Source organism: Ideonella sp. (assembly GCF_036277275.1).
GTDB lineage: Bacteria > Pseudomonadota > Gammaproteobacteria > Burkholderiales > Burkholderiaceae_C > Ideonella.
Map to the genome: position 1 here is coordinate 21,412 of NZ_DASUNH010000157.1, position 22,656 is coordinate 44,067.

At 68.9% G+C, this 22,656-nt stretch carries 22 protein-coding genes; 9 read left to right on the forward strand and 13 right to left on the reverse strand.

Translation table 11 applies throughout. The features are described from left to right. Nucleotides 1–104: 104 nt before the first annotated feature. Both VFY73_RS26940 and recA read right to left on the reverse strand, forming a co-directional pair. Complete coding sequence (locus tag VFY73_RS26940) at nucleotides 105–668, reverse strand: regulatory protein RecX (protein WP_329724666.1); 564 nt, start codon at nucleotides 666–668, stop codon at nucleotides 105–107. 27 nt (nucleotides 669–695) lie between these two features. After that, nucleotides 696–1,742 carry a recombinase RecA gene (gene recA, locus VFY73_RS26945; protein ID WP_329724667.1) on the reverse strand — a complete coding sequence of 349 codons (1,047 nt, stop codon included), beginning with the start codon at nucleotides 1,740–1,742 and terminating at the stop codon, nucleotides 696–698. Nucleotides 1,743–1,946: 204 nt separating this feature from the next. Between recA and VFY73_RS26950 the strand changes: the two genes are divergently transcribed. Together VFY73_RS26950 and VFY73_RS26955 are read left to right on the forward strand one after the other, a co-directional pair. Further along, nucleotides 1,947–2,618 carry a response regulator transcription factor gene (locus tag VFY73_RS26950; protein WP_329724668.1) on the forward strand — a complete coding sequence of 224 codons (672 nt, stop codon included), beginning with the start codon at nucleotides 1,947–1,949 and terminating at the stop codon, nucleotides 2,616–2,618. Nucleotides 2,619–2,737: 119 nt separating this feature from the next. Then, complete coding sequence (locus VFY73_RS26955) at nucleotides 2,738–4,237, forward strand: sensor histidine kinase (RefSeq protein WP_329724669.1); 1,500 nt, start codon at nucleotides 2,738–2,740, stop codon at nucleotides 4,235–4,237. A 9-nt stretch (nucleotides 4,238–4,246) separates the two neighbouring features. On the opposite strand, the gene rodA is transcribed toward VFY73_RS26955, so the two are convergent. From rodA to VFY73_RS26980, 5 genes are all read right to left on the reverse strand, one after another. After that, the gene (gene rodA, locus VFY73_RS26960) at nucleotides 4,247–5,401 is read right to left on the reverse strand and encodes a rod shape-determining protein RodA (RefSeq protein ID WP_329724670.1); all 1,155 of its coding nucleotides are present in this window, start codon (nucleotides 5,399–5,401) and stop codon (nucleotides 4,247–4,249) included. Further along, a complete protein-coding gene (gene mrdA, locus VFY73_RS26965; RefSeq protein ID WP_329724671.1) occupies nucleotides 5,398–7,620 on the reverse strand; it encodes a penicillin-binding protein 2 in 2,223 nt (740 codons plus the stop codon). Before mrdA ends, rodA begins: the two co-directional genes overlap by 4 nt. Before the next feature lie 235 nt (nucleotides 7,621–7,855). Further along, nucleotides 7,856–8,374: a rod shape-determining protein MreD gene (gene mreD, locus VFY73_RS26970; protein ID WP_329724672.1), complete on the reverse strand. Its 519-nt coding sequence runs from the start codon at nucleotides 8,372–8,374 to the stop codon at nucleotides 7,856–7,858. Nucleotides 8,375–8,503: 129 nt separating this feature from the next. Beyond that, nucleotides 8,504–9,424, reverse strand: a complete 921-nt coding sequence (gene mreC / locus VFY73_RS26975) for a rod shape-determining protein MreC (RefSeq protein ID WP_329724673.1) — start codon at nucleotides 9,422–9,424, stop codon at nucleotides 8,504–8,506. 147 nt (nucleotides 9,425–9,571) lie between these two features. Continuing rightward, on the reverse strand, nucleotides 9,572–10,615 hold the full coding sequence (locus VFY73_RS26980) for a rod shape-determining protein (RefSeq protein WP_329724674.1): 1,044 nt from the start codon (nucleotides 10,613–10,615) through the stop codon (nucleotides 9,572–9,574). Between the two features lie 403 nt (nucleotides 10,616–11,018). Here VFY73_RS26980 and gatC point away from each other — a divergent pair, with 403 nt between their 5' ends. Genes gatC through gatB form a run of 3 tightly spaced genes read left to right on the forward strand, consistent with a single transcriptional unit; the run spans nucleotide 11,019 to nucleotide 14,274 of the window. Then, nucleotides 11,019–11,318: an Asp-tRNA(Asn)/Glu-tRNA(Gln) amidotransferase subunit GatC gene (gene gatC / locus VFY73_RS26985; RefSeq protein ID WP_329724675.1), complete on the forward strand. Its 300-nt coding sequence runs from the start codon at nucleotides 11,019–11,021 to the stop codon at nucleotides 11,316–11,318. Continuing rightward, on the forward strand, nucleotides 11,315–12,808 hold the full coding sequence (gatA, locus tag VFY73_RS26990; RefSeq protein WP_329724676.1) for an Asp-tRNA(Asn)/Glu-tRNA(Gln) amidotransferase subunit GatA: 1,494 nt from the start codon (nucleotides 11,315–11,317) through the stop codon (nucleotides 12,806–12,808). Before gatC ends, gatA begins: the two co-directional genes overlap by 4 nt. Continuing rightward, entirely contained in the window at nucleotides 12,805–14,274 is a 1,470-nt protein-coding gene (gatB, locus tag VFY73_RS26995) for an Asp-tRNA(Asn)/Glu-tRNA(Gln) amidotransferase subunit GatB (RefSeq protein ID WP_329724677.1), read from the forward strand. The genes gatA and gatB overlap by 4 nt, the downstream gene beginning before the upstream one ends. A gap of 29 nt (nucleotides 14,275–14,303) precedes the next feature. Here gatB and VFY73_RS27000 read toward each other — a convergent pair whose 3' ends face one another. The 5 genes from VFY73_RS27000 to pyrE all read right to left on the reverse strand — a co-directional run bounded on the left by VFY73_RS27000 (nucleotide 14,304) and on the right by pyrE (nucleotide 18,138). Beyond that, nucleotides 14,304–14,657: an EF-hand domain-containing protein gene (locus VFY73_RS27000; protein WP_329724678.1), complete on the reverse strand. Its 354-nt coding sequence runs from the start codon at nucleotides 14,655–14,657 to the stop codon at nucleotides 14,304–14,306. Next, entirely contained in the window at nucleotides 14,654–16,267 is a 1,614-nt protein-coding gene (locus tag VFY73_RS27005) for a S10 family peptidase (RefSeq protein ID WP_329724679.1), read from the reverse strand. Before VFY73_RS27005 ends, VFY73_RS27000 begins: the two co-directional genes overlap by 4 nt. A gap of 79 nt (nucleotides 16,268–16,346) precedes the next feature. Next, complete coding sequence (locus VFY73_RS27010) at nucleotides 16,347–16,742, reverse strand: MliC family protein (protein WP_329724680.1); 396 nt, start codon at nucleotides 16,740–16,742, stop codon at nucleotides 16,347–16,349. A 23-nt stretch (nucleotides 16,743–16,765) separates the two neighbouring features. Beyond that, nucleotides 16,766–17,464, reverse strand: a complete 699-nt coding sequence (locus VFY73_RS27015; protein ID WP_329724681.1) for a hypothetical protein — start codon at nucleotides 17,462–17,464, stop codon at nucleotides 16,766–16,768. 8 nt (nucleotides 17,465–17,472) lie between these two features. Then, complete coding sequence (gene pyrE, locus VFY73_RS27020) at nucleotides 17,473–18,138, reverse strand: orotate phosphoribosyltransferase (RefSeq protein ID WP_329724682.1); 666 nt, start codon at nucleotides 18,136–18,138, stop codon at nucleotides 17,473–17,475. A 23-nt stretch (nucleotides 18,139–18,161) separates the two neighbouring features. Here pyrE and VFY73_RS27025 point away from each other — a divergent pair, with 23 nt between their 5' ends. Together VFY73_RS27025 and VFY73_RS27030 are read left to right on the forward strand one after the other, a co-directional pair. Beyond that, nucleotides 18,162–18,950 carry an exodeoxyribonuclease III gene (locus VFY73_RS27025; RefSeq protein ID WP_329724683.1) on the forward strand — a complete coding sequence of 263 codons (789 nt, stop codon included), beginning with the start codon at nucleotides 18,162–18,164 and terminating at the stop codon, nucleotides 18,948–18,950. A 183-nt stretch (nucleotides 18,951–19,133) separates the two neighbouring features. Next, the gene (locus tag VFY73_RS27030) at nucleotides 19,134–19,787 is read left to right on the forward strand and encodes a hypothetical protein (RefSeq protein WP_329724684.1); all 654 of its coding nucleotides are present in this window, start codon (nucleotides 19,134–19,136) and stop codon (nucleotides 19,785–19,787) included. 10 nt (nucleotides 19,788–19,797) lie between these two features. Here the strand turns inward: VFY73_RS27030 and VFY73_RS27035 are convergent, their stop codons facing one another. After that, nucleotides 19,798–20,691, reverse strand: coding sequence for a DMT family transporter (locus VFY73_RS27035; RefSeq protein ID WP_329724685.1), 894 nt, complete (start codon nucleotides 20,689–20,691; stop codon nucleotides 19,798–19,800). Between the two features lie 203 nt (nucleotides 20,692–20,894). Here VFY73_RS27035 and VFY73_RS27040 point away from each other — a divergent pair, with 203 nt between their 5' ends. Both VFY73_RS27040 and VFY73_RS27045 read left to right on the forward strand, forming a co-directional pair. Then, nucleotides 20,895–21,533, forward strand: a complete 639-nt coding sequence (locus VFY73_RS27040) for an MBL fold metallo-hydrolase (protein ID WP_329724686.1) — start codon at nucleotides 20,895–20,897, stop codon at nucleotides 21,531–21,533. A 317-nt stretch (nucleotides 21,534–21,850) separates the two neighbouring features. Then, nucleotides 21,851–22,570 (forward strand): helix-turn-helix domain-containing protein, encoded by a 720-nt coding sequence (locus VFY73_RS27045; protein WP_329724687.1) that lies wholly within the window; start codon nucleotides 21,851–21,853, stop codon nucleotides 22,568–22,570. Nucleotides 22,571–22,656 lie beyond the last annotated feature (86 nt).

The window sequence follows — 22,656 nt, forward strand, 5'->3', positions numbered from 1 at the left end:
TCCCTAGATCAGGGGCCTGGCGGGCAGCTTTTCACTGTAGCACGCGTGCTGCAACGCAACATACGTGGTGGCCGTAGCGCCCTGCACGCCAGCGGCCCGAGTGTCTATTCGTCCTCACGACCACCCACCACCCGGCGCACCACGTCGCCGGCAAAGCCGCGCCCGCCCAGGAATCGCATCTGGCGTGCGCGTTCGGCCGGCTCGGTGGCGGGCTCGCCGCCGTACTTGCGGCGCCAGACCTCGCGTGCGCGCTCCAGTTCGGTCTCGCGCAGCTGGCGGGCGGTGTCGGGGTCCATCTGGACACCGTGGCGGGCCAGTTCCTGCTTGATGCGCGCCGTGCCCTGACGCTTGGCGCGGGCATGGACGCGGCTTTCGGCGAAACGGGCGTCGCTCAGGCGGCGCGCGGCTTCGAGCTCGTCGAGCAGGGCGTCGACTTCGCCAGCGGCCGCTTCGGCGTCACAGGGCTCCGCGGCCGGCGCGACGTCGTCGGCCGGATCCCACGGGTCACGCGGGCCCTGCGCGGCTTCACGTGCGGCCGCGGCCGCCTCGACCTGCGCGCGTTTGCGGGCATGGGCCAGCAGCTTGTTGCGCAACTCGGCCCGGCTGTGCTCGCGGCGGGCCAGCAGCGCATAGGCCTGCGCCTTCAGGCTGAGTAGCGGGCGTTTCACGCCGCCCTCACGCGGATGGCGGTGCCGTTATTTGGCCGCGTCGCCAGCCGCCTCGACCAGCAGCGGCACGCCCATCGCTTCGCGCACCTTGTTTTCGATCTCGCGCGCCAGCTCGGGGTTCTCGCGCAGGAACTCGCGCGAGTTGTCCTTGCCCTGGCCGATCTTCTCGCCGTTGTAGGCGTACCAGGAGCCGGATTTCTCGACAATCTTGGCGGCGACGCCGAGGTCGATGATCTCGCCTTCGCGGCTGATGCCTTCGCCGTAGAGGATGTCGAACTCGGCTTCCTTGAATGGCGGCGAGACCTTGTTCTTGACGACCTTGACGCGGGTCTCGTTGCCGATGATCTCTTCGCCCTTCTTGATCGAGCCGATGCGGCGGATGTCCAGGCGGACCGACGAATAGAACTTCAGTGCGTTGCCGCCGGTGGTGGTTTCGGGGCTGCCGAACATCACGCCGATCTTCATCCGGATCTGGTTGATGAAGATCACCATGCAGTTCGACTTCTTGATCGTCGCGGTCAGCTTGCGCAGCGCCTGGCTCATCAGGCGGGCCTGCAGGCCGGGCAGGCTGTCGCCCATCTCGCCTTCGAGTTCGGCCTTCGGCGTCAGCGCGGCGACCGAGTCGACGATCACCAGGTCGACCGCGCCGGAGCGGACCAGCGAGTCGACGATCTCGAGTGCTTGTTCGCCGGTGTCGGGCTGGCTGATCAGCAGCTCCTGCAGGTTGACGCCCAGCTTTTGCGCGTACCCGATGTCCAGCGCATGTTCGGCATCGATGAAGGCGGCCACGCCGCCCTTCTTCTGCATCTCGGCCACGACCTGCAGCGTCAGCGTGGTCTTGCCCGACGATTCGGGGCCGTAGATCTCGACCACCCGGCCGCGCGGCAGGCCGCCGACGCCCAGGGCGATGTCCAGGCCCAGCGAGCCGGTGGAGACGACCTCGATGTCTTCGATCACCTCACCCTCGCCCAGGCGCATGATCGAACCCTTGCCGAACTGCTTTTCGATCTGGGCCAGCGCGGCCGCCAGGGCCTTGGATTTCTCGGTGTTCAGGTTTTTCACGGGTGCATCCATGGCGGCGGGCCTCCTCATTCGGGTCGATCGGTAGTCAGCGAAGTGGGCCGATTATGTCAGAAGCTGGATATCTGTACAGTGGATTTTCAGGCCTTGTCTGCCGTCAATCTGGGGACAGGGTGGCTCCCTAGAATCGTCGGCAGGTGGCCGACGAATCAGCATTGATCGACGATCGAAGAGCCGCTTGCCAAGGAGACAAGGCCGATGCGCATCCTGATTGCGGAAGATGACCAGGTTCTGGCCGACGGGCTGCTGCGCTCGCTGCGCGGGGCCGGCTATGCGGTCGACCATGTGGCCAGCGGCAGCGAGGCCGACGCCGCGCTGGCTTCGCACGAGTTTGACCTGGTGATCCTCGACCTGGGCCTGCCCCGCCTGCATGGGCTGGAGGTGCTGCGCAAGCTGCGCGCGCGCGGCTCGAGCATGCCGGTGCTGATCCTGACCGCGGCCGATTCGGTCGAGCAACGCGTCAAGGGGCTCGACCTGGGCGCTGACGATTACATGGCCAAGCCGTTCTCGCTGCAAGAGCTGGAAGCGCGTGTGCGGGCATTGACGCGGCGCGGCTTGGGCACGGCGTCCAGCGTGATCAAGCATGGGCCATTGAGCTTCGACGCGACCGGCCGCGTGGCCTACATCAACGACCAGATGATCGAGCTGTCGGCGCGCGAGATCAGCCTGCTGGAAGTGCTGCTGCAGCGCGCCGGCCGGCTCGTCAGCAAGGACCAGCTGGTGGCACGCCTGTGCGAATGGGGCGAAGAGGTCAGCAACAACGCGATCGAGGTCTACATCCACCGCCTGCGCAAGAAGATCGAGCAGGGTCCGATCCGCATCGCCACCGTGCGCGGCCTCGGCTATTGCCTTGAAAAAATCCAGAGCTAGCGCAACGGCCGCGGCGCGTAGCGCCCGGCCCTCCAAGTGGCGTGCGCGGATCCGGCTTTGCCGGTCCGCTGCGCGAGCGCCCCTGGGGGGCAGCCCCCGGAAGGGGGCGTGGGGGCCCCATGTCTCGTGAACAGAGGTCACTGTTCGGCGAGATCCTGGACTGGATGCTGGTGCCGCTGCTGCTGTTGTGGCCGATGAGCGCGGCCTTGACTTGGCTGGTGGCACAGAACATTGCCGCCCGTCCCTACGACCGCGACCTGGCCCAGCTGACGCGCATGATCGCGCGCCAGATGGTGGTCGCCGATGCCCAACTGCCGCAGGACAAGGCCTTGCGCCTGCCCGAGCCGGCGGCCGCCCTGCTGCGCAGCGACGACGTCGACCGCGTCTACTTCCAGGTCCTGGGCGAGCACGGGGAGCTGTTGGCCGGTGACCGCGAACTGCCGACGCCGGAGACCGACCCGGCCTTTCCGCCGCCGATCGGCGAGGTGCAGTTTCGCGACGAGATGGTCCAGAACGAGCCGGTACGCGTGGCCAGCTTGCGCCTTGTGCCGGCGCCCGGCGAACCCTTGAGCATCGGCCTGGTGCAGGTCGGCGAGACGATGGAAAAGCGCGGCCGCCTGACCACCGAGATCATCAAGGGCGTGCTGCTGCCGCAGTATGTGATCCTGCCGGTGGCCGTGCTGCTGGTCTGGTTCGCGCTGGCACGCGGCATCGCGCCGCTGAGCCAGCTGCAGCAGCGCATCCAGCGCCGTCAGCCCCATGACCTGAGTCCGATCGACCAGCACGACGTGCCGGAAGAGGTGGCGCCGCTGGTGCGCGCGATCAACGATCTGCTGACCCGGCTCGACCAGTCGATGGCGACACAAAAGCACTTCCTGGCCGACGCTGCCCACCAGTTGAAGACGCCGCTGGCGGGGCTGCGCACCCAGGCTGAACTGGCGCAGCGCGAGATCGACGGCGGCACCGGTGACGCACAGTCGATCAAGCGCTCGCTGCAGCACATCGCCCGCTCCAGCCAGCGCGCGGCGCACATGGTCAACCAGCTGTTGGCGATGGCCCGTGCGGAGGACGAGGAGCTGGCGCGCAAGGCGCAGGACTTCAGCCTGGTTCGGCTGGCCACCGAGACCGTGCAGGACTTCGTGCCCAAGGCCATGGACAAGCGCATCGACCTGGGCTACGAGGGCCCCGAGCTCGCCGGCGAAACGGCGCCGTATCTGCGTGGCCAACCGATTCTCGTGCGCGAGATGATCCGCAACCTGGTGGACAACGCGCTGCAGTACACCCCTGAAGGCGGCACGGTCACGGTGAGGGTGACCCCCGACCCATTCGGCCAGGTGTTGGTGCTGCAGGTGGAGGACAACGGCCCCGGCATCGCCGAAGCCGAGCGCGAACTGGTGTTCCAGCCGTTTTACCGCGCGCTCGGCACGAACGTGGATGGCAGCGGCCTGGGGCTGGCCATCGTGCGCGAGATTGCCGACAAGCACCAGGCGACCATCACGGTCGACCAGGCGCGCCCATCGACGGGGGCGCCCGCCGGAGGGCCGGGTACGGTGTTCACGGTGCGATTCCCAGTGCAAACGCAGGGGCGAGACGGCCCCACCGGCGTCGCAGGCGGCTGAGCCTGACGTTCAGCTCTGCATCAGGCGCCGGCTCTTGGCGATCGACATCAGCATCCCCAGCGCCAGGCCCAGCGTGACCATCGCGGTGCCGCCGTAGCTGATGAACGGCAGGGGGATGCCCACCACGGGCAGGATGCCGCTGACCATGCCCATGTTCACCATCGCGTAGGTGAAGAAGCTCAGTGTCAGTGCGCCGCCGAGCAGCCGGGTGAAGACGGTCGGGGCCTCGGCCGCGATGAGCAGGCCGCGTATCAGCACGAAGCTGAAACAGGCGATCAGGCCCAGGGTGCCGACGAGGCCGAACTCCTCTGCGTAGGCCGCGAAGATGAAGTCGGTCGTGCGCTCCGGGATGAACTCCAGGTGCGTCTGCGTGCCCTTCATGAAGCCTTTGCCGGTCGGGCCGCCGGAGCCGATCGCGATGCCACCCTGGATGATGTGGAACCCTTTGCCCAGCGGGTCGGTCGTCGGGTCGAGCAGCGTGCAGACACGATGTTTCTGGTACTCGCGCAGCAGCGGCCATTTCACGTCGTCCTGGCAGATCTGGTCGGCCGACAACACCAGCGCACCAATGGCCAGCACGCCGGCCAACAGCACCGGCAGGATCAAACGCCAGCTCAGGCCGGCAAAGTAGATGACATACAGCCCGCCGGACAGGATCAGGATGGCCGTGCCCAGGTCGGGCTGCTTGACGACCAGTCCGACAGGCACCAGCAGCAATGCACCGGCGACCGCGAAGTCGAGGGGGCGCAGCTGCCCTTCGCGCTTCTGGAACCACCAGGCCAGCATCAGCGGCATCGCGAGTTTCATCAGCTCGCTGGGCTGGATCACGATGCCCAGGTTGATCCAGCGCGTGGCGCCCTTCTTCGTGATGCCGAACAAGGCGGTGGCCACCAGCAGCGCGACGCCGACGGCGTACAGCGGCACCGCGATGCGCATCAGGCGCTGCGGCGGCACCTGCGCGACCAGGAACAGCAACAGCAGCCCGAGCAGCATGTTGCGGCCATGGTCGACGAAGCGGGTGCCGTGGTCGTAGCCGGCCGAGTACATCGTCACCAGCCCCAGCCCACCGAGCACGAACAGGCCCAGCAACAGCGGCAGGTCGAAGCCGGAGAACACCGGCAAGATGCGCTGCCACAGCGGCGGGCGTTCCAGCACCACGCTCATGGCTGGCCTCCTGACGCGCTGGCCGAGGCCGGCGTCGGCCGCGGCGGGGCCGGCCAGGCGCCACGGGCCGCCGAGGCGGGCATGGATGCGGGCGGGGCGCCGGCCTTGGGCGGCGAAACGACCTGGCCGCCGGGTGTGCCGGAGGCGGCGCTGGCCCCTGCGCTGGCCGTTGCCCTGAGTGCGCCAGTCGCAGGCGCAGGCGCAGGCACCGATGCCGCGCCGCCTGCCGGGTCCGGCGTTGCCACCAGCCCCATCGCCACCGACGCGCCCACGCCAGTCGGCAGCGGCACGTCGGCCGGCTTGCGCGGCGTGCCGATCGGTGCCGCGCCCTTGCCTTCACGCACCAGCGCGATGTCCTCTTCACTGGGGTATTGGTCCATCAGCAGGTAGTCCAGCACACGGCGCGCAATGGGCGCGGCCGCGCCCGAGCCCCAACCGGCGTTCTCGACGATCACTGCCAGCGCGACCCGCGGCTCGTCCACTGGCGCGAAGGCGATGTAGAGCGAATGGTCGCGCAGGTGCTCGGCCATGCGGGCGGCGCTGTACTTCTCGTTCGCCCGCGCGCCCACCGCCTGCGCGGTGCCGGTCTTGCCGCCGCTTTGGTAGCCGGCGCCGGCAAACACGCGGGCCGAGGTGCCGGCGATCGTCACGCCGTTCATCGCATCGCGGATCACCGCCACGTGTTCGGGCTTCAACCCGATCGGCTCCAGCGCCTGCGACGAGTTGCTGCGCTTCTCGCGCGTGATCGCGTCTTCGACCTCGTGCACCAGGCGGGGCTTGAAACGCAGCCCGCCCGACGACAGCGCGGCCATCGCATTGGCCATCTGCAGCATCGTGAAGTTGTTGTAGCCCTGGCCGATGCCGAGCGAGATCGTCTCGCCGGCATACCACTTCTGCTGCTCGGGCTTCTTGAAGCGGCGGCGCTTCCAGTCGGTCGACGGCAGGTCGCCGGTCAGCTCGCCGTCCATGTCGATGCCGGTCTTGCGGCCGAGGCCGAAGGGCGCCAGCTGGTCGTGGATCAGGTCCACGCCCATCTCGTTGGCCAGGCTGTAGAAGTACACGTTGCTCGACGACACGATCGCCGCACGCATGTCTTTCGGGCCCGGGCGGTCGGTCTCGGGGCTGCCGAACGTGCGGCCGCCGAAGGTGTAGGTCAGGTTGTCCATCACGACGGTGCTGGCGCTGCGCTTGCCGGAATTCAACGCGGCGATCGACATGAAGGGCTTGAAGGTCGAACCGGGCGGATAGGTGCCGCGGATCGCGCGGTTCAGCAGCGGCTTGTCGATGTTCTCGTTCAGCGCGCTCCAGTTCTCCTGGTCGATGCCGTCGACGAACAGGTTGGGGTCGAAGGTCGGCTTCGAAACGAAGGCCAGCACCTCGCCGTTGCGCGGGTCGATCGCCACCAACGCCCCGCGGCGGTCGCCATAGAGCTGCTCGACCAGTGCCTGCAGCTTGATGTCGATCGACAGGATCAGCGTGTTGCCCGGCGTCGAGGGCTTGCTGTCGAGCCGCCGCACCGCGCGGCCCCCGGCCGAGGTCTCGATCTGCTCGACGCCGGTGCGCCCGTGCAGCTCGCTTTCGTAGGCCTGTTCCAGGCCGAGCTTGCCGATGTACTCGGTGCCGCGGTAGTTGGCCTGGGTCTCCTCCTCCCAGTCCTCCATCGCCTGCTTCTCGGTCTGGTTGATGCGGCCGATGTAGCCGATCAGGTGGCTGCCGGTTTCGCCCAGCGGGTAATTGCGAAACAGCCGTGCCTTGATGTCGACACCGGGGAAGCGGAAGCGCTGCGCGATGAAGCGCGCCATCTCGGTCTCCGACAGCCGGTTGCGGATCGGCAGCGACTCGAAGCTCTTGCTTTCCTCCAGCTGGCGCTTGAAGCGCCGACGGTCGCTCGGCCGGATTTCGACCAGTTCGGCCAGGGCGTTGATCGTCGCCTCCAGATCGTCGACCTTGCTCGGCGTGATCTCCAGCGTGTAGGCGGTGTAGTTGTTGGCCAGCACGATCCCGTGGCGGTCGACGATGCGGCCGCGGTTCGGCACGATCGGCACGATGGCCGTGCGGTTGGCTTCGGCCTGGATGGCCAGCTCGTCGTGGCGCAACACCTGCAGGTAGACCAGGCGCGCGGCCAGCAGGCCGAAGCCGAACAGCACGAACAGCGCGGCCGCCAGAATGCGCAGCCGGAACCGGTCCAGCTCGCGTGCAAGATCCTTGAGCTCTGTCATGGAGCCCCCCGGCGGCTGGATACAGCCGCCGCCCCCCCGAGGGGGGGCGGCGGCCGCTTCGGAGCGGCCGTGCGCTGGCCTGCGGGCTGGAACTCCCCGGCCACCGACCACCGTTCGCCCTGAGCCTGTCGAAGGGCGATCCGATCGTCCTGAGCTCGTCGAAGGGCATGCGCGCCGCAGGGCTTCGACAAGCTCAGCCCGAACGGAGGGGTGAGCAAAGGCGCCGACGACGACATCACAGCGGCCGGTTCTTGTCCGGGTCCGGCGGGCGGCGCTGCGGGGCCAGCATCAGCGCGCTGGCCACCGGCCACAGCGCGGCCTCGATGAAGGGGGCGATGAAGAACGACCAGCCCGGAAAACTGTCGCCGGCCACCAGCCGCACCGCCAGCGAAGCGGCATGCGCGGCAAAGAACAGCGGCAGCACCTGCAGCATCTGCTGCAGCAGGCCGAACCAGACCAGCCGGCGGTGGATCATGATCGCCAGATAGCTCAGCAGTGTGTAGGCCAATGCGTGCTGGCCCAGCAGCGCGCCCTGGTGCACGTCCATCAGCAGCCCGAACAGGAAAGCCCAGCCGATGCCGACGCGGCGCGGCTGGTGCACGTTCCAGAACACCAGCGTCAACGCGACCAGGTCGGGCATGGCTGCGCTGCGGCCCATCGGCATGATGTTCAGCGCGAAGGCCAGCAACAGCGTGAACCACAGGAACAGCGGGTTGACCGGCAGCAGCAGCTGGTCGCCGCGCGGCATGATCATGGCGCGCTCCCAAGGGGCGACGGGCCGTTCCCTAGCCCCTTGACCCCCTCGGGGGGCGGGCCGCCGAAGGCGGACCTGGGGGCGGACAGCATCTGCATGATCATGGCGTTGCCCCCGGGAGTGTCTTGATCATCGCCGGCCTCCACGGCGCGGGCGCGCGTTCTCGGGCTCCGGCGGCGGTTCGGGCCGGGCCGGCAACTGCACGCTCAGCGGCTCCAGCACCAGCACATGGCGCACGCCATCGGGCAAGGCGGTCGGGACCAGCGCGATGCGGGCAAAGGCCGAGTCCGCCCGTCGATCCACCGAGGCCACCTTGGCCACCGGCAAGCCCGGCGGGTAGACGCCGTCGGTGCCGCTGGTGGTCAGCACGTCGCCGGCCTGTACGTCGTCGTTGCCGCCGACGAAGCGCAGCTCCATCGTGCTGCCGTCGCCATTGCCGAAGGCGGCGCTGCGGTGCTGGGTGCGGGTGTTGACCACCGGGATGGCGGCGTCCTTGTCGACCAGAAGCGTGACCTCGGCCGAGAACGGGTAGACGCGCGTCACCTGCCCCAGCACGCCGGTCTCGTTGATCACCGGCGCACCCGCGACCACGCCGTGCTGGTTGCCGCGATCCAGGAACAGCTTGTGCGAAAACGGGTCGGGGGCCTCGTACAGCACCTCGGCGGCCAGCGTCTTCACGCTGACCGCGGGCCGCAGCTCCAGCAGCGCGCGCAGGCGGGCGTTCTCCTGCGCCAGCTGCTCGGCCCGGGCCGAACGCTCGGCCTGGGCGGCCAGGCGGGCTCGCATCGCGTTCTCGTTGTCCAGCGCGGTCTGCAGGCCGGCGAGGTAGTCGCCACCGCTGCCCCAGGCCTGCACCGGTACGGTGAGCACCCGCACCAGCGGCAGCAGCGCAGTGGCCGCGGCGGCGCGCAGCGGCTTGATCAGGCCGACCCGGCCATCTGCGGCCATCAGGAAGATCGCCAGTGCCGCGAACAGCGCGAGCTTGGTTCGCGCCGGCAGACCCTGGCGGAAGAATGGGGGCGGTGTGCGGTCGAGCGTGCCGAGGGGCATGGCGCTGGTTAACCGGGCAGGCGGAACATCGGGCCGTCGCCAACGTCCGTCGGGCCGGGCGGGTGGCGCAAAGGCAGCGAGCCCTGGGGCGGGTTCATGCGGTTGTCAGTCACCGGCCGAAGACACATGGTGGCCGCGCGACGGGCCTCACTCCGAGGTGAAGATCGCGCCCAGGCGCTCCATGCGTTCGAGCGCCATGCCGCAGCCGCGCACCACGCAGGTCAGTGGGTCTTCGGCCACCAGCACCGGCAGCCCGGTCTCCTCGGCCAGCAGGCGGTCCAGGTCGCGCAGCAGCGCGCCACCGCCGGTGAGCATCATGCCGCGCTCGGCGATGTCGGCGCCCAGCTCGGGCGGCGTCTGTTCGAGCGCGTTCTTGACCGCCGAGACGATCTGGTTCAGCGGGTCGGTCAGCGCTTCGAGGATCTCGTTCGAGCTGATCGTGAAGCTGCGCGGCACGCCTTCGGAGAGGTTGCGGCCCTTGACCTCCATCTCCTTGACTTCGGAGCCGGGGAAGGCCGAGCCGATGCTCTTCTTGATGCTTTCGGCGGTCGGTTCGCCGATCAGCATGCCGTAATTGCGGCGGATGTAGTTGATGATCGCTTCGTCGAACTTGTCGCCGCCGACGCGCACCGAGCCCTTGTAGACCATGCCGCCGAGCGAAATGACGCCGACTTCGGTCGTGCCGCCGCCGATGTCGACCACCATCGAACCCGAGGCTTCAGACACCGGCAACCCGGCGCCGATCGCAGCGGCCATCGGCTCTTCGATCAGGTACACCTCGGAGGCGCCCGCGCCCAGCGCCGACTCGCGGATCGCGCGCCGCTCGACCTGGGTCGAGCCGCAGGGCACGCAGATGATGATCCGCGGGCTCGGCTTCAGCAGCGAAGCCGGGTGAACCATCTTGATGAACTGCTTGAGCATCTGCTCGGTGACGGTGAAGTCGGCGATCACGCCGTCCTTCATCGGGCGGATCGCCTCGATGTTGCCGGGCACTTTGCCCAGCATGGCCTTGGCTTCCTTGCCGACGGCCTGGATGGTCTTCTTGCCGCTCGGGCCGCCCTCATGGCGGATCGAGACGACCGAGGGCTCGTCGAGCACGATGCCTTTGCCCCGCACGTAGATCAGGGTGTTGGCGGTGCCCAGGTCGATGGCGAGGTCGGTCGAGAAGTAACGACGCAGTGGTGCGAACATTGGCGGTCAAAAATGGGGGGCTGACAGTGCCGAGGCGAACGCACCACGGACGCCGCAAGGGCGCACGATCGGGTTCAGAGCCTCGGACTGCATGGGATGGGGCGCGGCGTTTGAGCGCGGAAGGCTGGTGCGGTGCGGTGGGGATGGCGCAGGTTAAGGCCGGGACACCGCAAGCTGACGATTCCAAACGTGACCCACGACACCGCGTGTTTCGCGCTGCCCTGCCGGCGTCGTCATCGACCTGTCGAAAGGGCCGCACCAGAGTGAACCGGCGGCTTGTGGATTAACCGGAGATAATACCGCAAGCCCCTATGGCCACCGAGGTACGGCGCCCCTATTTTTGCGGGTCGGCCAAGCCCGAAAGCCGCCGCGCATACTGCGCGCTTCAACCCAAGTCCATCTCATGCCACTCACCCCCGAGGATGTGAGCCGCATCGCCCATTTGGCGCGGCTGGAACTCTCGCCCACCGAGGCCGATGCGATGCTGGGCCAGCTCAATGGCTTCTTCGGCATCGTCGAACAGATGAGCGCGGTCGACACCCGCGGCGTCGAGCCGCTGTACACGCCGTTGTCGGCGGTGCAGGCGGTCGAGCTGCGCTTGCGCGACGACCGTGTCACAGAATCGAACGACCGCGAGGCCAACCAGGCCAGTGCGCCGGCGCTCGAGAACGGTCTGTTCCTCGTGCCGAAGGTGATCGAATGAGCGTCGCCACGAACACCGATCTGCACGATCTGGGCGTTGCGGCGCTGAGCCGTGCACTGGCCGACAAGCAGGTGTCGAGCGCCGAGTTGGTCGACCACCTGCTGGGCCGCATCGCCGACCAGCGTGCGCTCGGCGCCTTCCTGCATGTGGATGCCGACGGCGCCCGCACCGCGGCGAAGACGGCCGATGCTGCGCGCGCGAGTGGCCAGGCTGGCGCGCTGACCGGCGTGCCGATCGCCCACAAGGACATCTTCGTCACCAAGGGTCAGCCCTCGACCGCCGGCTCGAAGATGCTCGAAGCCTATGCCAGCCCGTTCGACGCCACCGTGGTCGCGCGCCTGGCTGCCGCCGGCGTGGTGAGCCTGGGCAAGCTGAACTGCGACGAGTTCGCGATGGGCTCGGCCAACGAGAACTCGGCTTATGGGCCGGTGAAGAACCCGTGGGACACGACGCGGGTGCCGGGCGGCTCGTCGGGCGGCTCGGCCGCCGCGGTGGCGGCGCGCCTGGTGCCAGCCGCGACCGGCACCGACACCGGCGGATCGATCCGCCAGCCGGCCAGCTTCACCGGCATCACCGGCATCAAGCCGACCTACGGCGTGTGCTCACGCTACGGGATGATCGCCTTTGCGTCGAGCCTCGACCAGGCCGGCCCGATGGCCCGCTCGGCCGAGGACTGCGCGCTGTTGCTGTCGGCGATGAGCGGCTTCGACGAGCGCGACGCGACCAGCCTGCAGCGCCCGCCGCAAGACTTCCACGCCCAGATGCTGGCGCCGCGCGCCGGAGCGTCGGCCGCCAAGCCGCTGCAGGGCCTGCGCATCGGCCTGCCGAAGGAGTTCTTCCCGGTCGCGCTGGCCGCGGACGTGAACGGCGCGTTGCGCGCCGCGCTGGCCGAGTACGAGAAGCTGGGGGCGACGCTGGTCGACGTCAGCCTGCCGCGCACCGAGCTGTCGATCCCCGTCTACTACATCATCGCGCCGGCCGAGGCCAGCTCGAACCTGAGTCGCTTCGACGGCGTGCGCTACGGCCACCGCGCGGCCAAGTACGGCGACCTGCTCGACATGTACAAGAAGTCGCGCTCCGAGGCCTTTGGCGCCGAGGTCAAGCGCCGGATCATGATCGGCACCTACGTGCTGAGCCACGGCTACTACGACGCCTACTACCTGCAGGCGCAGAAGCTGCGCCGCATGATCGCCGACGACTTCCAGGCCTGCTTCCAGCAGTGCGACCTGATCGCCGGCCCGGTGGCGCCGACGGTCGCGTGGAAGCTCGGCGAGCAAGGCGACGACCCGATCCAGGCCTACCTGGCCGACATCTTCACGCTGCCCGGCAGCCTGGCCGGCCTGCCCGGCATGAGCGTGCCGGCGGGTTTCGGCGAAGGTGGCATGCCGGTGGGCCTGCAGTTGCTCGGCAACTACTTCGCCGAAGGCCAGCTGCTGCACGCCGCGCACGCCTTCCAGCAAGCCACTGACTTCCACACGCGCAAGCCATGACAAGTGCACCGCAACTCGTTCGCGGCTACGAGGTCGTGATCGGCCTCGAGACCCACGCCCAGCTGTCGACTGCGTCGAAGATCTTCTCCGGTGCGTCGACCCAGTTCGGCGCCGAGCCCAACACCCAGGCCTGCCCAGTCGACCTGGCGCTGCCCGGCACGCTGCCAGTGATCAACCGCGGCGCGGTCGAGCGGGCGATCCGCTTCGGCCTGGCGGTTGGCGCGAAGGTCGCGCCGCTGTCGATCTTTGCCCGCAAGAACTACTTCTACCCCGACCTGCCCAAGGGCTACCAGATCAGCCAGTACGAGACGCCGGTGGTCCAAGGCGGCACCGTGCACTGCTTCGTCGGCGACCAGGCCAAGACGGTGCACCTGACCCGTGCCCACCTGGAAGAAGACGCCGGCAAGTCGATGCACGAAGGGCTGGAGACACCGGGCTGCTCGGGCATCGACCTGAACCGCGCCGGCACGCCGCTGCTGGAGATCGTCACCGAGCCCGACATGCGCTCGGCCGCCGAAGCGGTGGCCTACGCCAAGACGCTGCACACGCTGGTCGTGTGGCTGGGCATCTGTGACGGCAACATGCAGGAGGGCTCGTTTCGCTGCGACGCCAACGTCTCGGTGCGCAAGCCCGGTGCGCCCTACGGCACGCGGCGCGAGATCAAGAACCTGAACAGCTTCCGCTTCCTGCAGATGGCGATCGACGCCGAGGTGCAGTGGCAGATCGACGAGATCGAGGACGGGCGTGCCATCCAACAAGCCACGGTGCTGTTCAACCCGGATGCCAACGGCGGCCGCGGCGCGACCCGCTCGATGCGGACCAAGGAAGACGCCCACGACTACCGCTACTTCCCCGACCCCGACCTGCCGCCGCTGGTGATCGCGCCCGAGTGGATCGCCGAGGTCAAGGCCGCGATGCCCGAGCTGCCCGGCGCGATGGCCGAGCGCTTCGTCACCGCCGATGGCCTGGCCGAGTACGACGCGTCGATGATGACCCAAAGCCTGGCCTTCGCCCGCTACTACGAGGCAGCCCGAGATGCGAGCAAGGCGCCGAAACTGGTCGCCAACTGGCTGATGGGCGAGGTCAGCAAGCGGCTGAACACCGAGGACCGCGACATCGCCGGCGCGCCGGTGGCGCCGGCGATGCTGGCCGCGCTGATTGCGCGCATCCAGGACGGCACGGTCTCGAACAACGCCGCCAAGCAGGTCTTCGAAGCGCTGTGGACCGGCGAAGGCGCGGACGTCGACGCGGTCATCGAGGCCAAGGGCCTGAAGCAGATGAATGACAGCGGCGCGCTGGAGAAGATCGTCGACGAGGTGATCGCCGCCAATGCCAAGTCGGTCGAGGAATACAAGGCCGGCAAGGACAAGGCCTTCAACGCGCTGGTCGGCCAGGTGATGAAGGCCAGCAAGGGCAAGGCCAACCCGGCGCAGGCCGGGGAGCTGTTGAAAGCCCGGTTGAATTGAGGCCCTGACGCGGGCAGGGCGCGCCGCGCCTATCGGGCTGCGGCGCGTTGGGCGATGTAGGCCTGCACCTGGGCCCAGCTGACACTGCCGTGGCCGCCGCTGTCGATCGCGTTGAAATGGCGCGCGACAAACCCCAGCCCCGCCGCCTCGGCCTGGGCGCGGCTGATGTGGCCCTGGCCCGAGGCGTCGGCCGCCTCGAAACGGCCACGCAGCTTGGCCTCGACCTGCGCCTGCAGCACGACCCCTTCGCTGGGTGGCGCGGGCCGGGTGTGCCGCAAGGCTTCGGGCAACGCCGGATCGCGCAGCACGGGCGTGGCCGCGCCGGCGGCCACGCCGGCCAGCAGCGCCGCCGCGATCAGGCCACCCCGGACAACACGCTTCATTCCGCTGCCTCCTGGCTGGCGGTGCGTGCCGCTGCCATCGCACCTTGGTAGAACGACGCCAGATCGGCCTTCTGGGCCCGGCGCGAGTCGTCGTCGAGGTAGGTCATGTGGCCGCCGACATAGGTGCGCACGGTGAAGCGCGGCGCCAGCGCCGGCAGCCGCTGCAGGTCAAGCTCGGTCTGGTAGAACGGCGTCGCCAGATCGTCCACACCCGACAGCGACAGCACCTGCAGCGCCGGGTTCAGTGTCATTGCCGCCGCCAGGTCGGGGATGCCGTCGGGCACGAAGTTGCCGTCGTGCGAGAAGTCCCAGTAATCGATTGCGTTGACGAAGGTGGCATAGGGTGTCCGCGTCCCGTAGCCCAGCACGTTGGGCAGGTAGGCACGGATCGCGTCGCTGAACTCGCTGCTGATGACGGTCGACGACGGGTCGCCTTCCCTTGCCAACGGGCTGCCGACGGGCACCGCCATGCGGGCGTCGTAGCGGCCGGTCAGCTGCCCCGCGATCAGCTGGCGCTGGAAGCGGTGGGGCCCGAGGCTGAACTCCGTTTGCCACAGGCTGAGGGCCGCGCCGGTGTTGTCGATCAGCTGGTTATACAGCTCGTTGCTCGGTGCGCCGGTGCCGGCCAGGTGGTCCTCGACCGCCGGCTGGTAGCTCAGTTCGGCAAAGCTGCGCATCTCGCCGAGGAAGGCGCCGAGGTCGGTCGGCACCGGGTTCGTCAGCTCGAACCAGGCGCCGACAGCCGAGTAGCTGGGCAGGAAGCCGGTGCAGTCGGTGGTGCCGGGCTCGAAGACCGCACAGTTGCTGTTGTAGTCGAGGATCGACGACTGCAGGATCACGCCGGTCAGCGGCACGCCGGCCGACTCCAGCCGTTCGGCCAGCACTGCGCTGCGCAGCGTGCCGTAGCTTTCGCCGAACAGGAACAGCGGCGACGCGGCGCGGCCGTTCAACGCCAGCCAGCGCCGGATGCTGTCGCGAAACAGGTCGGCGTCGGCGTCCACGCCCCAGAAGCTGCGGTTCATGTATGGCGTGATCGCCTCGGACAGGCCGGTGCCGACCGCGTCGATGAACACCAGGTCCGACTGGTCGAGCAGCGACTCGGCGTTGTCGACCAAGGCGAAGGGTCTGGCCGGCGCGATGCTGGGCGCGCCGGTCACCAGCCGTTTCGGCCCGAACGAGCCCAGGTGCAGCCAGACGCTGGCTGAGCCGGGGCCACCGTTGTAGAAGAAGGTCACCGGCCGCATCGCCGGGTCGGCGCCGTCCTGGGTGTAGGCGATGTAGAACATGCTGGCCAGTGGCGTGTCGCCGACCAGCGCGCGGGCCGTCAAGTGGCCGGCGGTGGCGGTGTAGGCCAAGGTGCCGCCACCGAGCGCCAGCGTGTGTTGGGTCACCGCCGCGGCTTCGGTGGCGCTGGTCAACGCGGCGCCGGGCGCGCCGCTGTAGCTGACCGGGTCGTCATAGGCCAGTTCGACGTCGTTGCCGCCATCCCCGCCACCGCTGCCGCCGCAGGCCGTGACCAGCAACGTGAACATGCCGCACAGCGCGGCCGTGGCCAGTCGCGACCCGTGGCGCGGCCGGTTTGACCAGGGAGAAAGCGAGGGCAAACGCATGGCGGGCAGCTTAACGCTGGTCGCTGGCACCGTGTCAGCGCCTGTGACGAGGCCGTCGCCGCGCTGCGCGAACCCGCCGTCAGCGCGACGGGGTGCTGGCGCTCGCCGGCGGGGCGAGGCCCAGGGCCTCGGGTCTCAGCGCCTGCACGACCAGCTTGCACGAGAGCTTGTCCTGCCCCTTGCGTTCCAGCACCGCGTCACGCTTGACCAAGGTGATCGTGACACCGGCCTTGCTCGACACATAACGAGCCTCGCGCGAATCCCGCACGCGCTGCAGCGTCCAGTTCTGGTCTTCGTAGCGCACCCGGGCAGCGCGCGGCGAAAAGTCACCCCGCAGTGTGCTGCCGCCGTCACAGTGGTAGTCGGCGGTCCCGGCGATCGCCGGTGTGCCGAACAGTGCGGCCGCGCCGGCCAGCAGCAAACAGCGCAGCGGCGCAGGGCAGCGGATGGACGGCATCGTGGGCAAGGCGGTCATCAGGGGCTTCCGCAAAGTGGGGGTCAGGGGGCCGAGGGGTTGCGAGCCGGGCCGGACGACGGCGTCGGTGTTGTTCCCGTGCGGCCCAGCGCAGCGCCGGACCACAAGGCGCGCAGCCGCGCCAGTTCGGCGTCGAACTGCTGGTTCAGGCGTTCGCGCTCGGCTTCCTGGTCGCGCAGGATCGTGTTCTGGGCCTCGATCGAGCCTTCGTTGGCGGCAACGCGCGCCTTCAGCGCCTGCGGCAGCACCTTGCCTGGAATGGCCTCGCGTTCACGCTGCAGGGCCTGGTTCTCGACCTCCAGCTCGGCCAGCCGGCGGCGCGCGGCTTCAATCTGCTTGGTGACTGGCTCCTGTGCCCGGGAGCGCGCCGTATCGTGCGCGACCAAGTCGGGGTAGCGTGCCACCAACGCGCGGTCGCGTCGGGCTTCGGCCTCGCGCGCCAGGCGCTGTTGCTCGGCCTGGCGCTTCGCATTCTCGGCTCGGGCTTTTTCTTCTGGGCTTTGTGCCGGGGGCAGCACGCCTTTCGGGCTGCCGTCACGGTTGAGCATGCGTTGCTCCTGGGCCAGGCATTCCGGGATCGGCCGGTCCGAGCTGAGCCGGTGGCCTTGCGCGTCGATGCAGGTGTAGATCGATCGGCCCGGCGAATCGCTGGATTTGCCCGGGGTGGCCGCGCAGACGGTGGCCGTCCACAGCACCAGACAAGCGGCCCCGATCCTGCGCATGGCCTGGCTCACACCCCGTAGCGGTCGCGGTAAGCCTGGACCCGCGCGGTGTTGGCTTTCAGAGTCGGGTCGTCGGTTTCGGCCAGGAATTGCATCAGATCGGCGAGGGTGGCAATGGACAGGACCCGAAGGCCCAGGTCCTGCTCAACGTATTGCACGCCCGATCGGTTGTCCGCCGAGTTGTCGCTGGCGCGCTCCTGCCGGTCCATCGTGATCGCCACCCCGACCGGCGTCGCACCGGCGGCGCGGATCAGGTCGGCGGCCTCGCGCTTGGAGGCACCGTCCGTGATCACGTCATCGATGATCAGCACCCGGCCCTTGACCGGTGCGCCGACCAGCGTGCCGCCCTCGCCGTGGTCCTTGGCTTCCTTGCGGTTGTAGGCGTAGGGCACGCTCTTGCCCTCTTTCGCCAGCCCGATCGCCACCGCCGCGGCCAGCGTGATGCCCTTGTAGGCCGGGCCGAACAGCATGTCGAACTCGAGGCCCGAGGCGATCAGTCGGCGTGCATAAAATTCGCCCAAGCGCGCGAGCTTGGCACCGTCGTCGAACAGACCGGTGTTGAAGAAGTAAGGCGACTGTCGACCAGCCTTGGTCTTGAAGTCGCCGAAGCGCAGCACCCCGGCTTCCACCGAGAATTTCACGAATGCCTGCGCCAGCGGGTCAGTGGAGGCCATGTTCGACATCGAGGACAACACCCATGGGTTTTCGCCTGGTCACGCTCAACCTGAACGGCATTCGTTCAGCCGCCAACAAAGGATTTGTCCAATGGGCTGAGCAGAGTCAAGCCGATTGTATGGGGGTGCAGGAGGTCAAGGCCCAGGCCGCCGATGTGGTCGGCCGCTTCGAGCAGGTGGGGGGCATGAACGGCCACTTTCACTATGCGCAGAAGAAGGGGTACTCGGGCGTCGGTCTGTACACCCGCCACGAGCCCAGCGAGGTGATCACCGGCCTGGGCGAACGCGAGTTCGACGACGAAGGTCGCTATGTCGAAGTGCGCTTCGACAAACCCGGCCGCAAGTTGAGCGTGATCAGCTGTTACTTCCCCAGTGGCTCGTCGGGCGAAGAGCGGCAGCTGGCAAAGTACCGCTTTCTCGAAATCATCTACCCGCACCTGCTGTCGCTCAGGGGCGAGCGTGAATTCATCCTCGTCGGCGACGTCAACATCGCCCACAAGGAAATCGACCTGAAGAACTGGAAGGGCAACCAGAAGAACTCCGGCTTCCTGCCCGAAGAGCGCGCGTGGATGACACGGCTGCTCGAAGAGGCCGGCCTGGTCGACGTGTTCCGGTGCCTGAACGACAAGGCCGATCAGTACACCTGGTGGAGCAACCGCGGCCAAGCCTGGGCCAAGAACGTCGGCTGGCGGCTGGACTACCAACTGGCCACGCCGGCGCTCGCCGCCCATGCCCACCGCGAGCAGATCCACCTCGAACCACGTTTCTCGGACCACGCGCCGTTGACGATCGACTACGGCTTCAGCCTCTGACCGGCGTCGATTACCAGCTGTCACGTTGACGCGCCGATCCGTCATCGCTCGGTGCGGCGGCGCCGGCTAGAGTCACGCCCCGTCGTGCCCCATGACACCCGCAACGATGCGGGGCCGGGCGCGACGCTGCGGTGACGCGCGCCTCACGCGCACCGCCTCTTCAACGTCTTTGGGAGATTCTCGATGCAGATGAAAAGCTGCCGCATGCGCGTGGCCGCTTGTTTGGTGCTGGCTGCCGGCGCCGCGCAAGCCGCCGATCCCTATGCGGCCCTCGGCGCCCCCGGTCTGGTGCTGGGCCTGGCCCACCCGGTCAACCCGCAGGTGTCGATCCGTGCCGACGTCGCCAGCAGTGGCGAGCACAGCGTCAACGGCGACCAGGAGGGCATTGCCTACCGTGGCAACGTGCACTTCCAGCGCCTCGGCCTGTTCGCCGACTGGTTCGTTGCCGGTCGCTTTCGCCTGAGCGGTGGCGCGACCTTCAACGACGGCGAGATGCGCCTGACGGCCTTCGGTGACGGCACGCCGATCAAGATCGGCGACACGACCTACCCGACGACGTCAGCGGACCGCTTCGACGCCAAGGTCAAGTTCCCCGCAGTCACGCCGTACCTGGGTATTGGCTGGGGCCGCCACAGCGAGCAGGTCAAGGGCCTGTCGCTGATGGCCGATCTCGGTGCGTCGATCGGCCAGGCCAGCGTCACCAGCCGGGCCCAGGGGCCGCTGCTGGGCCAGGTCAGCGACGAGGACCTGCACAAGGAAACGCGCGAGCTGCGCGACGGCGCTGGCCGCGTCAGGGCCGTCCCGCAGGCCACGATCGGCATGGCGTACCGGTTCTGACGCCCGGCGTCTAACGCTTGAACACCGCTGCAGCGAGCAGCGGCAGCTGCGCCAGCAGGATGCAGCCCAGGATCACCGCGCAGCCGGCCCAGCCGCTGGGGCTCAGCCGGTCGCCGACCAGCAGCGCGCCGAAGATCGCGGCGAACACCGCTTCGCTCGACAGCACCAGCGCGGCGTCCGCCGCATGGGTGTGGCGCTGTGCCACCACCTGCGCGGTGTAGCCGATGCCGACCGAGACCAGGCCGGTGTAGGCGATCGCGCCGGCCGCTGCCCGGATCCCGTCCCAGCTCATGCTCTCCAGCGCCGCCGCAGCCACCAGGCTGAGCCCGCTGCAGACCGCGAACTGAACACAGGCCACCGTGTAAGGTGCGCCGAGTCGTCCCGCGGCCCAGCCGACCAGCACCACGTGCAGCGCCCACGGCAAGACGCTGGCGATGACCCACCAGTCGCCGACGACCATGTGCACCGCCTGGCCGCCGGTCAGCAACCAGGTGCCCACCACACAGCCCAACGCCGCCGGCCAGGCGACCCAATGCGGCCGGTGGCCGAACAGGGCCCGGGCCAGCAAGGGGACCGCGGGTACATACAGCGCAGTGAGGAAGCTCGCGTTGGTGACGCTGGTCGTCAGCAGGCCGATCTGCTGCAGCGCCGCGCCGAGAAAGATCAGCGTGCCCAGGCCCAGCAACAGCAGCCAGCGCGGCGGACCGCCCGCGGGCTGCGGCGGGGCCGGCCGGCCCCGTTCACGCCAGGCCAGCGGCGCCACCACCAACGCGCCCAGCGCGAAGCGCAGCCCGGTGAAGCCCATCGGCTGCATGCTGTCCATGCCCCAGGCCTGCGGCACGAAAGCCAGGCCCCAGATCGCCGCCACGGCCAGGAGCAACCCGTCGGCTTGCCAGCGTTTCATGGTGAAGGTGGGGTAGGGTCGGCCAAGCCGGCGAGCATAGCCGCAGCGTCGCGCGGCCCCGACCCGCGGCAGACTGGACGGCCCGCCGATCAGGACGGGGGCGCCCGGCGACGAAGACCAGCGCCGACCGCGCCGGTGCGCCAGGCCTGAGAGCCTCAGTCGCCCGGGCCGTCCTCCAGCCCCGCCGTGCGAACATCACGGCCGTGCTGCTCTACCACACCATCCCCGTCACCCCGTTTCAGCAGAACTGCTCGCTCGTCTGGTGCGACCAGACCCAGGAAGCCGCGCTGGTCGACCCCGGCGGTGAGGTCGAGCGGCTGAAGGCGGCCGTGGCCGAGCGCCGGCTGAAGCTGGTGGCGCTGTGGCTGACCCACGCGCACATCGACCATGCCGGCGGCACCGGCACGCTGGCGCGTGAACTCGGCCTGCCGATCATCGGCCCGCACCCGGGTGACCAGTTCTGGATCGACGGGCTGGCGCGCCAAAGCAAGATGTTCGGTTTCCCGCTCGCCGAGCCCTTCACGCCGACCCGCTGGCTGGCCGACGGCGACGCCGTGCAACTCGGCCAAAGCACACTGGCCGTGCGCCACTGCCCCGGCCACACGCCGGGTCATGTGGTTTTCCACAGCGCCGAGGCGCGGCGCTGCTTCGTTGGTGACGTGCTGTTCGCCGGCTCGATCGGCCGCACCGATTTCCCGGGCGGCGACCACGCGACACTGATCGCCAGCATCACCGAGCGCCTGTGGCCGATGGGCGACGAGACCATCTTCGTCCCCGGGCACGGACCGGAGAGCAGTTTCGGCGACGAGCGCCGCAGCAACCCCTTCGTCGCCGGCACCTGAGCCCTGGCGCGGCACGGGCGGTGCGGCCTCGCCGCAGCGCGGACAGTCCTGTGCGGATGGTGAATTTGTCACAAAGCGTGACCGTCATAGTGGCCGCCCACGAGCAAGCCACATGCCTAAGCTTTGCTTCTCACTGGAGCCACGTGTCGTCCACGCGGTCGTGGGCCACAAGGCACGGACTCCGGTGTGCAAGGAGGTTGACCATGGAACTCTTCGTTTCAACGGCTCTTTCCACGTCCGGCCGGGCAATGCCCCGCCCCGCCCTTGGCAGGGACGACGGCGTCGTCCGGACCAGCGGTGCTCTTTGGAGCCATGGCATGTCGGGCCTGGGCCAGGCCCTGGGCTACCGGGGGCCCGAGCGGCGCGGCGGGGCCGCGTTGCTGACGCGGCTGATGACCGTGATGCTGGACGAGATCGACTACGGCCTGCTGTTGCTGGCCGATGGCGGCCGTGTCCTGCATGCCAACCATGCGGCGCGGTCCAGCCTGGCGGCCCCGCAGCACCCGCTGCAGCTGCAAGGCCACGAGCTGCGCACCCGGCTGCAGAAGGATGCGGCGCCTCTGCACCAAGCGCTGCATGCGGCCGCCAGCCGCGGCCTGCGCAGGCTGCTGACGGTGGGTGAAGGCACGCAGCGCGCGGGTATCGCGATCGTGCCGCTGCTGGCGACCCCGGGCAGCCACGCCGCGGCCGCGCCCACGGTGCCAGCGACCCTGATGGTGCTGGGCCGGCGTGAGGTCTGCGGTGACCTGTCGGTGCAGGGCTTCGCCCGCGAGTACCGGCTCTCGCCCAGCGAGGCGCAGGTGCTGAGCGCGCTGTGCGAAGGCTGCTGCCCGAACGAGATCGCCGAGCGGCATGGCGTCAAGATCGCCACCGTGCGCACGCAGATTGCCAACATCCGCGCCAAGACCGGCGCCGACAGCATCCGTGACCTGGTGCAGCAGGTCGCGGTGTTGCCGCCGATGGTCGGCGCGCTGCGGCGCCAGGCCGAAGTGCCGGTGCTGGCCTCGGGTTTTGGGGCGAGCGCGATGACGGCCTGAGCGGGTTGGCTTGGTCGGGCGTGGTGTGCGGGCCACGCCGGCCCGCCACATAGCATGCTATTTCGGCGGCATGGCGTCATCGATGA

Excerpts from the sequence above, each read along its gene's own strand:
- recA (WP_329724667.1), bottom strand. The coding sequence starts at position 1,742 with ATGGATGCACCCGTGAAAAACCTGAACACCGAGAAATCCAAGGCCCTG.
- VFY73_RS26950 (WP_329724668.1), top strand. The coding sequence starts at position 1,947 with ATGCGCATCCTGATTGCGGAAGATGACCAGGTTCTGGCCGACGGGCTG.
- VFY73_RS26955 (WP_329724669.1), top strand. The coding sequence starts at position 2,738 with ATGTCTCGTGAACAGAGGTCACTGTTCGGCGAGATCCTGGACTGGATG.
- rodA (WP_329724670.1), bottom strand. The coding sequence starts at position 5,401 with ATGAGCGTGGTGCTGGAACGCCCGCCGCTGTGGCAGCGCATCTTGCCG.
- mrdA (WP_329724671.1), bottom strand. The coding sequence starts at position 7,620 with ATGACAGAGCTCAAGGATCTTGCACGCGAGCTGGACCGGTTCCGGCTG.
- mreD (WP_329724672.1), bottom strand. The coding sequence starts at position 8,374 with ATGATCATGCCGCGCGGCGACCAGCTGCTGCTGCCGGTCAACCCGCTG.
- mreC (WP_329724673.1), bottom strand. The coding sequence starts at position 9,424 with ATGCCCCTCGGCACGCTCGACCGCACACCGCCCCCATTCTTCCGCCAG.
- VFY73_RS26980 (WP_329724674.1), bottom strand. The coding sequence starts at position 10,615 with ATGTTCGCACCACTGCGTCGTTACTTCTCGACCGACCTCGCCATCGAC.
- gatC (WP_329724675.1), top strand. The coding sequence starts at position 11,019 with ATGCCACTCACCCCCGAGGATGTGAGCCGCATCGCCCATTTGGCGCGG.
- gatA (WP_329724676.1), top strand. The coding sequence starts at position 11,315 with ATGAGCGTCGCCACGAACACCGATCTGCACGATCTGGGCGTTGCGGCG.
- gatB (WP_329724677.1), top strand. The coding sequence starts at position 12,805 with ATGACAAGTGCACCGCAACTCGTTCGCGGCTACGAGGTCGTGATCGGC.
- VFY73_RS27000 (WP_329724678.1), bottom strand. The coding sequence starts at position 14,657 with ATGAAGCGTGTTGTCCGGGGTGGCCTGATCGCGGCGGCGCTGCTGGCC.
- VFY73_RS27005 (WP_329724679.1), bottom strand. The coding sequence starts at position 16,267 with ATGCGTTTGCCCTCGCTTTCTCCCTGGTCAAACCGGCCGCGCCACGGG.
- VFY73_RS27010 (WP_329724680.1), bottom strand. The coding sequence starts at position 16,742 with ATGACCGCCTTGCCCACGATGCCGTCCATCCGCTGCCCTGCGCCGCTG.
- VFY73_RS27015 (WP_329724681.1), bottom strand. The coding sequence starts at position 17,464 with ATGCGCAGGATCGGGGCCGCTTGTCTGGTGCTGTGGACGGCCACCGTC.
- pyrE (WP_329724682.1), bottom strand. The coding sequence starts at position 18,138 with ATGGCCTCCACTGACCCGCTGGCGCAGGCATTCGTGAAATTCTCGGTG.
- VFY73_RS27025 (WP_329724683.1), top strand. The coding sequence starts at position 18,162 with ATGGGTTTTCGCCTGGTCACGCTCAACCTGAACGGCATTCGTTCAGCC.
- VFY73_RS27030 (WP_329724684.1), top strand. The coding sequence starts at position 19,134 with ATGCAGATGAAAAGCTGCCGCATGCGCGTGGCCGCTTGTTTGGTGCTG.
- VFY73_RS27035 (WP_329724685.1), bottom strand. The coding sequence starts at position 20,691 with ATGAAACGCTGGCAAGCCGACGGGTTGCTCCTGGCCGTGGCGGCGATC.
- VFY73_RS27045 (WP_329724687.1), top strand. The coding sequence starts at position 21,851 with ATGTCGGGCCTGGGCCAGGCCCTGGGCTACCGGGGGCCCGAGCGGCGC.